This is a genomic window from Pseudomonas sp. Eth.TT006, from assembly GCF_054456575.1.
This window is the reverse complement of sequence record NZ_JBTJEN010000016.1, coordinates 73,810-87,860: the sequence shown is the minus strand read 5'-3', so window position 1 is coordinate 87,860 and position 14,051 is coordinate 73,810. Positions and strand designations below refer to the sequence as shown.

Here is a 14,051-nt window from a genome sequence, read left to right as displayed (position 1 = left end):
GCGGGTCGTAGAAGGCGCGAAGATTAGCGATTCGGCAGTTTTTTAACAATCGGATACATCTGGATTTGCGGTGAAAATCACGCCTGAAAGTGGACGGTGAGCCGAATAGCCGTCATATTCGGCTCACAAAATGAGCCGAATAGCATTTTTATTCGGCTCACGCTTTCATTAAAGGCATTCAACGATGACAACTCAGTGGATCTGGCAACAACCCGACTGGCCTGATTTTAATTGGCAGACCGATCGCTTGGCGCCGCTGTTGCGCGAGTGTGTTCAGGCTCAGGGTCAGTTGATGGGCATGGCCGGATCCGTGGGCAACTCCCTGAGCGCTCAGACCGAACTCGATGCATTGCTGCAAAACATCGTGACTTCCTCAGCCATTGAGGGCGAGCAGTTGAATGTCGGCTCAGTACGCTCGTCGTTGGCGCGACGCCTCGGGCTGGAATCGCCCGACGGCGAAAAAGTCAGCCAACGCAGCGAAGGCCTGGCGCAACTGATGCTCGATGCCACCCGGCGCTTTGCTGAACCTCTGACGCTGGAGCGATTGCTGGAATGGCACCGCTGGCTGTTTCCGGATCAGGAAAGTGACTTCACCGCACGGTCGATGCACGTCGGCGCGCTTCGCGGTGACGAACCGATGCAGGTGGTTTCCGGTCGCCTGGACCGCCCGACCGTGCATTTCGAGGCTCCACCACGCCAAGGCCTCGAACGACAGCTCGACAGGTTTCTTGCCTGGTTCGAGGTCAGTCGGCAACAGACAACTTTGGACCCACTGTTACGGGCCGGCATTGCCCACTTCTGGTTTGTCACGCTGCATCCGTTTGATGACGGCAACGGTCGTCTGACTCGTACCCTCACCGATCTGGCGTTGGCACAGGGCGAGGCGCAGGCCATCCGGTTTTACGCCATGTCCGCCAGCATCCTCGATGACCGAAGCGGCTATTACCGAGTGCTTGAGGCCAGCCAGAAAGCCACACTGGACCTCACCCAATGGCTCACCTGGTTTCTGCAGACGCTTTTACGCAGTCTGCAGCAAGCCATTGCACGGATCGAAAGCGTGTTGGGAAAAACCCGCTTCTGGCAGGCACACCGTGAGTCCGAGCTTTCAGTGGAGCAGAGCAAAGTGCTCAATCGCCTGCTCGAAGGAGGCGAACGCGGGTTCGAACACGGGATCAGTGCGGCGCAGTATCAGGCGGTGGCCAAGGTCTCCAAAGCCACGGCGACGCGACATCTGGCAGAGCTGCTGGAAAAGGGTTGCCTGCAGCGGTTACCCGGCGGCGGACGCAGCACGCGCTACAAAATCAATTACCCGGACAACTCATCAAACTGAACGGCTGGCGTCGTGGCGACGGATCGTCAAAGCCCCGCTCATTTGCCCATAAACCCCCTATCTGCTAGTGTCGCGCCGGTTTAACGTCTACCGGAAATCGCCGCCATGGCCCGCAAAAAAGCTGCACTGGATTTCGAACAGTCCCTCGCCGACCTGCAAACACTGGTCGAGCGTCTGGAGAACGGTGAGTTGTCGCTGGAAGACTCGCTGACCGCTTTCGAGCAGGGCATCGGGCTGACCCGTGACTGCCAGGCAGCGCTGGCCCAGGCCGAGCAGAAAGTGCAGGTGCTGTTGGAGCGCGACGGCGAACTCGCCGAGGAACCCTTCGACGCGGATCAGCCAGAATGATTGCCGCGTATTCGGCGGCCAGTCAGGCGCGGGTCAATGCGGCGCTGGAAGTTCTCTTCAAAGCGCCGCTTCCGGAGTTGTCGCGTCTGTATGAGGCGATGCACTACAGCGTGATGATCGGCGGCAAACGCGTGCGTCCCCTGCTGGCCTACGCGGCATGCGAAGCACTTGGCGGCAAGGCTGAGCAAGCGAACGGCGCGGCGTGCGCGGTCGAGCTGATTCACGCTTATTCGCTGGTGCACGACGATTTGCCGGCGATGGACGACGACGATCTGCGTCGCGGCCAGCCCACCACCCACAAGAAATTCGACGAGGCCTGCGCGATTCTGGCCGGTGACGGCTTGCAGAGTCTGGCGTTCAGCGCCCTGCTCGATCCGCGCCTGAGCGACCTGAGCGCGGATATCCGTCTGCAACAGGTCACGGCGCTGGCGCACGCGGCAGGCCCGGCGGGCATGGTCGGCGGACAGGCCATCGACCTCGGCTCGGTCGGTCTGAAGCTGGATCAGCAGGCGCTGGAGCAGATGCATCGGCACAAGACCGGCGCGCTGATCGAAGTCAGCGTCAAGCTCGGCGCCCTGGCCAGCGGTCGTGCCAAGGCGGATCAGCTGGCGGCCCTGCAGACCTATGCCCAGGCCATTGGTCTGGCCTTTCAGGTTCAGGACGACATCCTCGACGTGGAAAGCGATACCGAAACCCTCGGCAAACGCCAGGGCGCCGACATCGCTCGCGACAAGCCGACCTACCCGGCCCTGCTCGGGCTGGACGCGGCCAAGGCCTACGCCCTGGAACTGCGCGATCAGGCGCTGCAGGCGCTGCGACCGTTTGACGCGGCCGCCGAGCCTTTGCGCGACCTGGCCCGGTATATCGTCGAGCGGCGTAACTGATCGCCAACCTGCCAAAAAAGACCAACGCGTGGGCAGGGGGCGATGCATCAGGTAAACTGCCGCATCTTTTATACCTATAACGATTCGCCTGATGCCCACGACGTTTCATGAGATTCCCCGCAAGCGCCCGACCACGCCCCTGCTCGACCGCGCGAACACGCCGGACGGCCTGCGCCGGTTAGGCGAAGCCGAGCTGGAAACCCTGGCCGATGAGTTGCGCCTGGAATTGCTCTACACGGTCGGCCAGACCGGTGGGCATTTCGGTGCCGGTCTGGGCGTCATCGAGCTGACCATCGCGTTGCATTACGTCTTCGACACCCCGGATGACCGGCTGGTGTGGGACGTCGGTCATCAGGCGTATCCGCACAAGATCCTCACCGGTCGTCGCCAGCGCATGGAAACCCTGCGCCAGAAGGACGGCGTCGCTGCCTTCCCGCGGCGCTCCGAGAGCGAGTACGACACCTTCGGCGTCGGCCACTCCAGCACCTCGATCAGTGCAGCACTGGGCATGGCGATTGCCGCCCGTCTGCAAAACAGCGATCGCAAGGCGATTGCCGTGATCGGTGACGGCGCGCTGACCGCCGGCATGGCGTTCGAGGCGCTGAACCACGCGCCGGAAGTGGATGCCAACATGCTGGTGATCCTCAACGACAACGACATGTCGATCTCGCGCAACGTCGGTGGCCTGTCGAATTATCTGGCGAAGATCCTTTCCAGCCGCACTTACGCGAGCATGCGTGAGGGCAGCAAGAAAGTCCTGTCGCGCCTGCCCGGCGCCTGGGAAATCGCCCGCCGCACCGAAGAATACGCCAAGGGCATGCTGGTGCCCGGCACCCTGTTCGAAGAGCTGGGCTGGAACTACATCGGCCCGATCGATGGTCACGACCTGCCAACCCTGATCGCCACCCTGCGCAACATGCGCGATCTGAAAGGTCCGCAGTTCCTGCACATTGTCACCAAGAAAGGCAAAGGTTTCGCTCCGGCGGAAGTCGACCCGATCGGTTACCACGCGATCACCAAACTCGAACCGCTGGATGCCCCGGCCGCTGCGCCGAAGAAGGCTGGCGGGCCGAAGTATTCGGCGGTGTTTGGCGAATGGCTGTGCGACATGGCTGCGGCTGATCCGCGTCTGGTCGGGATCACCCCGGCGATGAAGGAAGGCTCGGACCTGGTGGCGTTCAGCGAACGCTTCCCGCTGCGTTACTTCGACGTGGCGATTGCAGAGCAGCACGCGGTGACGTTCGCTGCCGGCATGGCCTGCGAAGGCGCCAAACCGGTGGTGGCGATCTACTCGACATTCCTGCAACGCGGCTACGACCAGTTGGTACACGACGTTGCGGTGCAGAACCTCGACGTGCTGTTCGCCATCGACCGCGCCGGCCTGGTGGGCGAAGACGGCCCGACCCACGCCGGCAGCTTCGATCTGTCGTACCTGCGTTGCATCCCGGGCATGGTCATCATGACCCCGAGCGATGAAAACGAACTGCGCAAGATGCTCACCACCGGCCACCTGTACAACGGCCCGGCGGCGGTGCGTTACCCGCGCGGTACCGGGCCGAACGCGACCATCGACAAAGACCTCGAGCCAATCGAGATCGGCAAGGGCATCGTCCGTCGTCAGGGCAGCAACGTCGCCATGCTGGTGTTCGGCGTACAACTGAGCGAAGCGCTGAAAGTCGCCGAGAAGCTCGATGCAACGGTGGTCGACATGCGCTTCGTCAAACCGCTGGATGAACAGCTGGTGCGCGAGATCGCCGGCAGCCACGAGTTGCTGGTGACCATCGAAGAAAACGCGATCATGGGCGGCGCCGGCGGTGCGGTCAGCGAATTCCTGGCGCGGGAGAACATCCTCAAGTCGATGTTGCACCTGGGCCTGCCGGACGTTTACGTCGAGCACGCCAAGCCGGCGCAGATGCTGGCCGAATGCGGGCTGGACGAGGCCGGGATCGAGGCGTCGATTCGCCAGCGGCTGGAACTGCTCAACCGCTAATCGCAAAACACACAATCCCTGTGGGAGCGGGCTTGCCCGCGAAGGCGTCGGCAAATTCAACATCAATGTTGGATGTGCCGGCCCTTTCGCGGGCAAGCCCGCTCCCACAGTGTTTTGTGGAACGCCCAAAATTTGTGTACACCTGAAACTCCCGATGGACTGTTCATGAACCTCCCGCGCTTCGCCCTGCCCTTCCTTCTACTTCCCGCTGCCGGCACCCTCGCCGACACCTTCGAACGCGACGCCGCGCTGAAGCTGCCGGACACGCTGATCAGCGCCAACCGCCAGATCGAAGCGCGCAACGACAGCAGCGCCGCCAACACCGTGTTCACCCGCGAAGACATCGACCGCCTGCAACCCAATAGCGTCACCGATCTGCTGCAACGGGTGCCCGGCGTGCAAGTGGCGCAGGCCGGTGGGCGCGGCAGTCTGCCGGGGATCTACATTCGTGGCACGCAGTCGGCGCAAAGTCTGGTGCTGGTTGATGGGCAACGCATCGGCAGCTCGACCTCGGGCGACAGCAACCTGCAGCACCTGAACATCGATCAGATCGAGCGCGTGGAAGTACTGCGCGGATCGCGTTCGGTGATTTACGGCAGCGATGCGATTGGCGGGGTGATCCAGATCTTCACCCGACGCGGCAACGAGCAAGGCCTGCAGCCACGCCTGCACGTTGGTTTCGGCAGCAATCAGACCTGGGAGCGCAGCCTCGGCTTGTCGGGTGGCGATGACAGAACCCGCTTCAACCTCGGCGCCAGCCTCGATGACACCGCCGGTCTCGACCGTACTCACCAGTCCTACCCCAGCGACGGCGATCACGATGCCTACCGCAACAAATCCATCAGTCTGAGCCTCAGCCATGCGCTGACCGATGACATCGAAGTCGGCGCCAATCTGCTGGATAACCGTGGCAAGAGCGAATTCGACAACCCGTTCGGCCGCTTCGACACGAACACCTTCGAGTCGGTGCAGCAGCAGCCCTATAGCGACTTCAACGTCAGCAGTCTCAGCAGCTATGTCGATGCACGGGTCAACGACATCTGGAAAACCCGCGTCGAGCTTGGCCACAGCGAGAACCGCGAGAAAACCTTCGACAAGCTCAGCGACGAGCGCACGGTGTTCAACACCTACCGCGACTCCGTGAACTGGCAGAACGACCTGACCCTGGATGCGCGCAACAGCTTGATCCTCGGCGGCGACTGGTACCAGGACCGGGTCAACAGCAGCACCGCGTTCAACGAAGACAGCCGCTGGAACCGCGCCGCGTTTATCCAGCACCGTTATCAGGCCGACAGCTTCTCCACGGAACTCGGCCTGCGCCACGACGACAATCAGCAGTTCGGTAGCCAGAACACCTGGAGCGGCACCTTCACCCTGCCGCTGAACCCGGACAACGATCTGCTGCTGAGCTACAGCGAAGGCTTCCGCGCACCAACCTTCAACGACCTCTACTACCCGGACTTCAGTAACCCGGACCTGAAGCCGGAAACCTCGAAAAGCTACGAACTGCAATGGCGCAGCCAGTTGAGCAATAGCAGCCGTCTGGAAGCGTCGATTTACCGTACTGATCTGGAAGACGCGATCATCTTCGGCAGCAACTCGCGCCCGGAGAACGTTGCTTCGGCGCGGATCAACGGTTTCGAAGCGGCACTGAAACAGGAACTGTTCGGCTGGCAGAGCAACCTCGGTGTGGCCATTATTGACCCGCGTGATCGCGACAGCGGACATACCCTCGCGCGTCGCGCCCGACGCACGGCCAGTTGGGATCTGGATCGCCAGTTTGACCGATTGGGGCTGGGCGCCAGTTGGCAACTGGTCAGCAGCAGTTACGACGACTTGAACAACACTCAATCGTTGCCCGGCTACGGCACGCTCGGCTTGCGCAGCAGCTGGGCGCTGAACCGTGAGGTCAAGCTGGAGCTGAAACTGGATAATCTGCTGGACAAGGGTTACAGCCGTGCGCTGTACAGCTATGACGGCAGCCAGTATGGCTATCGCGAGGAAGGTCGGGCGTGGATGTTCGGAGTGACCTGGACTCCCGACACCCACTGAGATCCCCTGTAGGAGCTGCCGAAGGCTGCGATCTTTTGGTCTTGCTCTTCAGCGGTCTCAATTTCGTCAAAAAACAAAGTCAAAAGATCGCAGCCTGCGGCAGCTCCTACAGGTTATCTGTCCGGCGCGATCAGTTGGCAAAGCTTGGCGGTAGCCTCGATCATTTGTCCGCTCGGGCGCTCCAGGCCTTTGTCGCTGACCAGCAGTAATTTCCCCTGTTTCACCGCCGCCACCTGCGGCCAGGCCTTCCACGCATCTAGCTGCGCCTGATCACCGGCCAGAATCAGCTCGGGATTGCGCTGCAATACCGCCTCGATGCTGACCTGCGGCGCCGGCAGGTGCAGGTCGGCAAACACGTTGCGCGCGCCGCACACCTCGAGCGCATCGCTGATGATCTGCCCGCCACCGACGGTGTACAGCGGTCTATCCCAGACCTGGTAGAACACCTTCAGCGGCGTCTCCCGGCGATAGCGCTGGCGCAAGTCATCAAGTTTCTGGCGCAACTCCGCCGCCCGTTTCAGACCGCGCTCAGGTCGCCCCAATTGCGTGGCAATCGCAGCAATCTGCGCAGCCAGCTGTTCGAGATTGTGTGGCTCGGCCAGGTAAACCGGAATATTCAGGTGTTTGAGCTGATCACGTTGCGCCGGGCCGACACTGCCGGGCCACAGCAGCAACAAATCGGGTTTGAGGCTGAGCAGGCGCTCCATGTCGAGTTGGCCATAGCGCCCGACCGAGGGAATATCGGCAATGGCGGCAGGACGCTCGCCCGCATCGAGTACGCCGACCAACAGGTCAGCCGAATCCAGCTCAACGACGATTTCAGACAGCGAAGGCGCGAGGCTGACCACCCGCAGGCTGGCCAGCGCCGGGGCGGCGCAGGCCAGCAGCAGAATCGCCAGCCACAGGCGACGCATCAGCCGAGTTGACGCGGGATGCGATAGAGGTAGAACAGCACGGCGGTGGACAGCGCCAGCAACATCAACGGCACCGCTTCGAGGCCGACGAACACCGCCAGCGCACCGATCCACGCCGGCAACGCGGCGGCGAGAAAGGCACTGCGACGCCGGGCCGCCAAGGCAATCCAGGCTGCCGCCTCATCCGGGGTATCGAGAGCTTTCTGGGTGGCGATCAGCGCGTGTTTGTAGCGGCCGAAAAACTTCAGGCTGACAAACATCGAGGCCACGCCAGCGATGAACAACGGCATGGCCAGCACCGGCAGTAGGCCTTCGCCCTGGCCGAACAGGCCGTTAAGGACAAACAACGGTACCAGCGCCAGCGCCAGGTATTTCCACCAGGCGATGGCCAGTCGGCGGCGCACCTGACCGCGAGTCACGCGCGGTCGACCTCACCCTGGTGCTCGTTGCCCATCATGTGGTCGAGCTTGCTGGCCTTGGTCGCCAGGTACAGTTTGTTGTGCGGGTTGTGGCCGGTGTGCAGCGGCACGCGCTCGGCGACGACGATGTTCATGTCGGTCAGGGCTTTGACCTTGCGCGGGTTGTTGGTCATCAGGCGCAGGGACTTCACGCCCAGGTGCTCAAGCATCGGCAGGCACATGGCGTAGTCGCGCTGGTCGGCAGCGAAACCCAGACGCTCGTTGGCTTCAACGGTGTCGGCGCCGCCGTCCTGCAACTCGTAGGCGCGGATCTTGTTCAGCAGACCGATGCCGCGCCCTTCCTGGCGCAGATAGAGCAACACGCCACGGCCTTCACGGGCGATGGCCTTGAGTGCCGCTTCGAGTTGCGAGCCACAGTCGCAGCGCTGGCTGAACAACGCGTCACCGGTCAGGCATTCGGAATGCAGACGGCCGAGGACCGGGGCACCGTCGTCGATTTCACCGAGGCTCAGCACAACGTGCTCGCGGCCCGTGGCCTCATCGAGAAAACCGTGCATGGTGAATTGCGCAAAAGGCGTTGGCAGCTTGGAAGCGGCGACAAAAACGACAGGCACCGGTGTGCTCCTGATCTAAAAAAGTCTGAAGATTCGCAGGCCGGCATTGTAGCAGCACGCTGTTGCAGACGCTTAGGCTGAATTGTCGGGCATAACGATCAAAAAGTTTGATCACACCCCGGACCATCGCGATCCCTGTAGGAGCTGTCGAGTGAAACGAGGCTGCGATCTTTTGATCTGGCTTTTAGAATCAAGATCAAAAGATCGCAGCGTGCCGCAGCTCCTACAGGGGACTTGTTGCGCCGGGGGCAAACGGATACGGCTGCTTCCACTTCTCGAAGATCGGCTTCAGCTCGCCACTCTTCACCAACTGCTCCATGCGCTTGTCGAAAATCGCCATCAACGTCCGCGCCTGCGGGGTGTCGGCGAAGCACAGGTACAGCGGCAATTCGGCGATATGCGTCTTGCGGAACTGCTCCGGTTCCCTGGCCCGGCCCAGCACGTAATCGACTTCAGTCAGCGCATCGATGTAATAGTCGGCGCGATTGTGGGTGAGCATTGACAGGATCCCGGTGCGCCGAATGACTTCGTTATAGTTGCGCACATTGGGCAGGTATTTCTGATAGTCGTAACCGCGCACCCACGCCAGTCGATAGTTGCCGAGGGTCTCTGCGGTCGGTGGCGGATTGCTCGCCAGGCCTAGGGCGTAAACGTGGTCGGTGTCGAAGTTCCAGCGCGGATACAGCACATTGCTGGCTTCGTCACGGTAGGAACCGACGCAAGCATCGATTTCGCCACGCGCTGCCAGACCAACCGCACGGGTGTACGGCTCGCTGCGAATATCGAGCTTCACCCCGGCCGGCTCGAACACCTTGCGCAGCACGTCCCAGCCCAGCCCCTTGCCATCGGCGCCGGTGTAGTCTGCCCAGTCTTCGCTGGCCAGATGGATCACCGACGGCGCATGCGCAGCCTCCTGCGCACTGGCGACAGTGCCCAGCAAGGTCAAAAACATCAACGCCAGCCAGCGTCGAGCCATCCCCAGCCTCCTCACTGAACCCGAACCCGGCGGATCAGGCGAAAATCCACACCAGCCCCTGCATCGCCAGCCAGGCGAACACACCAGCCAGCACGTCATCCAGCATGATGCCGACACCACCGTGGACATGCCGGTCGATCCAGCGAATCGGCCACGGTTTGAGAATGTCGAAGAAACGGAACACCAGGAACCCGGCGAGCAACCAGTACCAGCCTTCCGGCACCAGCCACAGGGTGATCCACATCCCGACCATTTCGTCCCAGACGATGCCTTCGTGGTCGTGGACCCGCAGATCATCGGCAACCTTGCCGCACAGCCAGAAGCCGAACAGCATGGTGATCCCGAGCATCAGCCAGTAGCCCCAGTCGGGCAGCATCTGCCACAACGGAATAAACGGTAGCGCAACTAACGAACCCCATGTGCCCGGCGCTTTCGGCAAGGTGCCGGAACCGAAGCCGAACGCGAGGAAATGCCAGGGATTGCGCCAGACCGACGGCGGAACGAATTCGGCCGGAACCTGTTTCGGGTGATCTGTCACGGTGTCTCCTGAAAATGTTGATACCCGCGAATTTGCGGGGTGATGTCACGGCCTTCGCGATCCAGCAGCACCACCCCCTGCCCTTGCGCCACGCGCCCGATCACATGGATCGGCCAGCCATCGGCAAGCAATGCCGACAACTCGATGGACGGCAGGGTGAAGGCCAACACGTAGTCATCGCCGCCGCTCAATGCTGCCCGCTCCGCACCGCGCTGGCCGAGAAACGCCACTAAAGCATCGGACAACGGTACGCGCTCGCGTTCAACTTCCAGTCGCACCTGCGACGCCAGGGCGATGTGCCCGCAGTCGGCGAGCAGGCCGTCGGAGATGTCCAGCGCCGCGGTGGCTTTGCCACGCAATGCCTGACCGAGCGCCAGTTGCGGTTGCGGCGACCAGTAATGATCAAGCAATGGCTGGGCGATCGGCGCGTCGGCCTCGCGCTGGCCAAGCACCAAAGGCAAGGCCCCGGCGGCATTGCCCAGTTCACCGCCGACACACAGCAGATCCCCCGGTTGCGCGCCGCTGCGAGTCAATGCCTGACCGGCCGGCACCCGACCGAACACCGTGACGGTCAGGCTCAACGGCCCACGGGTGGTGTCGCCGCCGATCAGCGCCACGCCGCAGCTCTGCGCCATGCGGTTCAAACCGCGGGCATAGGCTTGCAGCCAATCGGCGGTCACCGTCGGCACAGTCAGGGCAAGGGTAAAGGCAACGGGCGTGGCGCCCATGGCGGCCAGGTCACTGACCGCGACGGCCAGCGAGCGCTGACCGAGCAGAAACGGATCGCAGGGGTCGGCGAAATGCACGCCGGCCACCAGCGTATCGGTGGAGATCGCCAGCTGTTCCCCGGGGGGCACCGCGAGCAAGGCGCAATCGTCGCCGATCCCCAGGGCAACGCCCTCGCCGCCCTGCGCACAAGGCGCGGCGGCGAAGAAATTGCGGATCAGCTCGAACTCGCCCATTGAGGTTTCAAGCGCGTTTCAGCGCTTGAACGCCTTCACTTCAGCTTCACGCAGGCGCGGAGCCAACTTGTCGAGCACGCCGTTGACGAACTTGTGGCCGTCGGTCGAACCGAAGACTTTCGCCAGCTCGATACCTTCGTTGATCACCACGCGGTACGGCACGTCGACGCGCTTGAGCAGTTCCCAGGTGGACAGGCGCAGAACCGCCAGTTCTACCGGGTCCAGCTCTTCGATTTCGATGTCCAGGCAAGGCTTGAGCGCGCTGTCGATTTCAGTCTTGAACTGCGGAACCCCGTGCAGGATCTCGCGGAAGTAGGCGCCATCGACATCAGTGAAATCGTTATCAACGCGAAACTGCGCTTCGATCTCGTTCAGCGATTGCTTGGCCATGTGCCACTGGTACAGCGCTTGAGTCGCGAGCTGACGGGCTTCGCGACGCTTGACGCTTTTCGAGGGCTTGCCGGCATCCGCAGGTTTTGGATCGCGCGGGTTGAAACGATCGCTATCGTCGCTAATCACTTGGCCTCCAACTGCGCCAGCAGGCTGACCATTTCCAGAGCGGACAGGGCAGCTTCGGCACCTTTGTTGCCGGCCTTGGTGCCGGAACGTTCGATGGCTTGCTCGATGGAGTCAACGGTCAGGACGCCGAACGCGACCGGCACGCCGAATTCCATGGACACCTGGGCCAGGCCCTTGGTGCACTCGCCTGCGACGTATTCGAAGTGCGGGGTGCCGCCACGAATGACCGCGCCGAGGGCGATGATGGCTGCGAACTCGCCTTTCTGGGCGACTTTCTGCGCAACCAGCGGGATTTCGAAGGCGCCAGGTGCGCGGATGATGGTGATGTCGCTTTCGCTCACGCCGTGGCGAACCAGGGCATCCACTGCACCGCTGACCAGGCTTTCAACCACGAAGCTGTTGAAACGGCCCACTACCAGAGCGTAGCGGCCTTTTGGGGCGATGAAGGTACCTTCGATGGTCTTCAGGGTCATTCGTCAGTTCTCTTAAAGAGCCGGGACGCGTCGTGTACGCATCCCTCAGTGATATTAGCCACGAATACATGGCCGGAAAAATCCGCATTGCTGCCTGATCAGAACCAGTGGTGAGGGGATTTATCCCCGACGGGCCGCGCAGCGGCCCCGGTTTTTGGGACTGCTGCGCAGTCCATCGGGGATAAATCCCCTCACCACAAAGGTACACACCAGCAATACGATTCACCGGGTCATTATTCGGAGGGCACGTATTCTACAACTTCCAGATCGAAACCGGATATCGCATTAAATTTCATTGGTGCCGACATCAGGCGCATTTTGCGTACACCGAGGTCGCGCAGGATCTGCGAACCGGCACCGACGATGCTGTAGGTGGTCGGTTTTTTCGGCGCGGCCTGCTCACCGGTTTCGCGGATATGCGCCAGCAACACGTCGCCATCCAGCGGGTGCCCGAGCAACAGCACCACACCGCTGCCGGCCTCGGCCACCGCGGCCATCGCTGCGCGCAGGCTCCAGCGGCCCGGTTGCTTGACCATCAGCAGGTCGCGCAGCGGGTCCATGTTGTGCACGCGAACCAGGGTCGGTTCTTCGGCGCAAACGGTGCCCAGCGTGAGGGCCATGTGCACGTCGCCTTCCACCGAATCACGATAGGTCACCAGGTTGAATTGGCCCAGTTCGCTGTCCAGCGGCTGCTCGGCAATCCGCTGAACGGTACGTTCGTGGATCATCCGGTAGTGAATCAGGTCGGCGATGGTGCCGATCTTGATGTTGTGTTCGGCGGCGAAGGCTTCCAGTTCGGCACGACGGGACATGGTGCCGTCATCGTTCATCACTTCGCAGATCACCCCGCTCGGCTCGAAACCGGCCATGCGCGCCAAGTCGCAGGCGGCTTCGGTGTGGCCGGCACGGGCCAGGGTGCCGCCGGCCTGGGCCATCAGCGGGAAGATATGGCCAGGGCTGACGATGTCTTCAGCCTTGGCATCTTTGGCGGCGGCCGCTTGCACGGTGCGCGCGCGGTCGGCGGCGGAGATGCCGGTGGTGACGCCTTCGGCCGCTTCAATCGATACGGTGAATTTGGTGCCGAAACCGGAACCGTTGCGCGGGGCCATCAGTGGCAGCTTCAACAGTTCGCAGCGCTCGCGGCTCATCGGCATGCAGATCAGGCCGCGGGCGTGCTTGGCCATGAAGTTGATGTGCTCGGCCTGGCAGCATTCGGCGGCCATGATCAGGTCGCCCTCGTTCTCGCGGTCTTCGTCATCCATGAGGATGACCATCTTGCCTTGGCGGATGTCTTCAACCAGTTCTTCGATGCTATTGAGCGCCACAAGGCACCCCCTTCAGTCAGGATTTGAGGTAGCCATTGGCGGCCAGAAAGCTTTCAGTGATCGTGCCGCCGGATGCAGGCTCTGCGGCCTTGTCACCCAGCAACAGGCGCTCCAGATAACGCGCCAGCAAGTCGACTTCCAGGTTCACCCGGCGGCCCGGCTTGTAGGAAGCCATGATGGTTTCGCTCAGAGTGTGCGGAATGATCGTCAGCAGGAATTCGGCGCCATCGACTGCGTTCACGGTGAGACTGGTGCCGTCGACGGTGATCGAGCCTTTATGGGCGATGTACTTGGCCAGTTCCTTCGGCGCGCGGATACGAAATTCCACGGCGCGGGCATTGTCGCTGCGCGACACCACTTCGCCGACACCGTCGACGTGACCGCTGACCAGATGCCCGCCGAGACGGGTGGTCGGGGTCAGGGCTTTTTCCAGATTGACCGGGCTGCCGCTTTTCAGGTCATTCATGGCGGTGCAATCGAGGGTTTCGCGGCTGACGTCGGCGGCAAAGCCATTGCCCGGCAGTTCAACCGCGGTCAGGCACACGCCGTTGACTGCGATGCTGTCGCCGAGTTTGACGTCGCTCAGGTCGAGCTTGCCGGTGTCGACGTGCACCCGTACATCACCGCCCTTGGGGGTCAGTGCACGGATACTGCCGATGGATTCGATGATGCCGGTAAACATGCGGTTCTCCTTGAGAACGAAGCCA

Annotated in this window: 15 protein-coding genes; 5 read left to right on the top strand and 10 right to left on the bottom strand. The window is 62.1% G+C overall.

The window, feature by feature from the left end:
* Positions 1-184: 184 nt before the first annotated feature.
* From ACXR0M_RS22765 to ACXR0M_RS22745, 5 genes are all read left to right on the top strand, one after another.
* On the top strand, positions 185-1,330 hold the full coding sequence (locus tag ACXR0M_RS22765) for a Fic family protein (RefSeq protein ID WP_458833929.1): 1,146 nt from the start codon (positions 185-187) through the stop codon (positions 1,328-1,330).
* A 105-nt stretch (positions 1,331-1,435) separates the two neighbouring features.
* Positions 1,436-1,678 carry an exodeoxyribonuclease VII small subunit gene (locus tag ACXR0M_RS22760; RefSeq protein ID WP_007894317.1) on the top strand — a complete coding sequence of 81 codons (243 nt, stop codon included), beginning with the start codon at positions 1,436-1,438 and terminating at the stop codon, positions 1,676-1,678.
* A complete protein-coding gene (gene ispA / locus ACXR0M_RS22755) occupies positions 1,675-2,562 on the top strand; it encodes a (2E,6E)-farnesyl diphosphate synthase (RefSeq protein ID WP_458833928.1) in 888 nt (295 codons plus the stop codon). The genes ACXR0M_RS22760 and ispA overlap by 4 nt, the downstream gene beginning before the upstream one ends.
* Positions 2,563-2,653: 91 nt before the next feature.
* Complete coding sequence (gene dxs / locus ACXR0M_RS22750; RefSeq protein WP_458833927.1) at positions 2,654-4,552, top strand: 1-deoxy-D-xylulose-5-phosphate synthase; 1,899 nt, start codon at positions 2,654-2,656, stop codon at positions 4,550-4,552.
* Between the two features lie 165 nt (positions 4,553-4,717).
* On the top strand, positions 4,718-6,604 hold the full coding sequence (locus tag ACXR0M_RS22745; RefSeq protein ID WP_458833926.1) for a TonB-dependent receptor domain-containing protein: 1,887 nt from the start codon (positions 4,718-4,720) through the stop codon (positions 6,602-6,604).
* A gap of 113 nt (positions 6,605-6,717) precedes the next feature.
* Here ACXR0M_RS22745 and ACXR0M_RS22740 read toward each other — a convergent pair whose 3' ends face one another.
* The 10 genes from ACXR0M_RS22740 to ACXR0M_RS22695 form a co-directional block, all read right to left on the bottom strand.
* Entirely contained in the window at positions 6,718-7,518 is an 801-nt protein-coding gene (locus ACXR0M_RS22740) for a helical backbone metal receptor (protein WP_458833925.1), read from the bottom strand.
* Entirely contained in the window at positions 7,518-7,937 is a 420-nt protein-coding gene (locus tag ACXR0M_RS22735) for an MFS transporter (RefSeq protein ID WP_458833924.1), read from the bottom strand. Before ACXR0M_RS22735 ends, ACXR0M_RS22740 begins: the two co-directional genes overlap by 1 nt.
* Positions 7,934-8,551 carry a GTP cyclohydrolase II gene (gene ribA / locus ACXR0M_RS22730; protein WP_007968177.1) on the bottom strand — a complete coding sequence of 206 codons (618 nt, stop codon included), beginning with the start codon at positions 8,549-8,551 and terminating at the stop codon, positions 7,934-7,936. Before ribA ends, ACXR0M_RS22735 begins: the two co-directional genes overlap by 4 nt.
* 223 nt (positions 8,552-8,774) lie before the next feature.
* Positions 8,775-9,527 (bottom strand): substrate-binding periplasmic protein, encoded by a 753-nt coding sequence (locus tag ACXR0M_RS22725; protein WP_458833923.1) that lies wholly within the window; start codon positions 9,525-9,527, stop codon positions 8,775-8,777.
* A 34-nt stretch (positions 9,528-9,561) separates the two neighbouring features.
* Positions 9,562-10,065 carry a phosphatidylglycerophosphatase A family protein gene (locus tag ACXR0M_RS22720; RefSeq protein ID WP_007910933.1) on the bottom strand — a complete coding sequence of 168 codons (504 nt, stop codon included), beginning with the start codon at positions 10,063-10,065 and terminating at the stop codon, positions 9,562-9,564.
* Positions 10,062-11,027 (bottom strand): thiamine-phosphate kinase, encoded by a 966-nt coding sequence (thiL, locus tag ACXR0M_RS22715; protein WP_458833922.1) that lies wholly within the window; start codon positions 11,025-11,027, stop codon positions 10,062-10,064. Before thiL ends, ACXR0M_RS22720 begins: the two co-directional genes overlap by 4 nt.
* 18 nt (positions 11,028-11,045) lie before the next feature.
* Positions 11,046-11,546 (bottom strand): transcription antitermination factor NusB, encoded by a 501-nt coding sequence (nusB, locus tag ACXR0M_RS22710; protein ID WP_458833921.1) that lies wholly within the window; start codon positions 11,544-11,546, stop codon positions 11,046-11,048.
* Positions 11,543-12,019 (bottom strand): 6,7-dimethyl-8-ribityllumazine synthase, encoded by a 477-nt coding sequence (gene ribH, locus ACXR0M_RS22705; RefSeq protein ID WP_003228649.1) that lies wholly within the window; start codon positions 12,017-12,019, stop codon positions 11,543-11,545. Before ribH ends, nusB begins: the two co-directional genes overlap by 4 nt.
* A 233-nt stretch (positions 12,020-12,252) precedes the next feature.
* Positions 12,253-13,344 carry a bifunctional 3,4-dihydroxy-2-butanone-4-phosphate synthase/GTP cyclohydrolase II gene (gene ribBA / locus ACXR0M_RS22700; protein WP_039761895.1) on the bottom strand — a complete coding sequence of 364 codons (1,092 nt, stop codon included), beginning with the start codon at positions 13,342-13,344 and terminating at the stop codon, positions 12,253-12,255.
* A gap of 16 nt (positions 13,345-13,360) precedes the next feature.
* The gene (locus ACXR0M_RS22695; protein WP_458833920.1) at positions 13,361-14,026 is read right to left on the bottom strand and encodes a riboflavin synthase; all 666 of its coding nucleotides are present in this window, start codon (positions 14,024-14,026) and stop codon (positions 13,361-13,363) included.
* Positions 14,027-14,051: the final 25 nt, after the last annotated feature.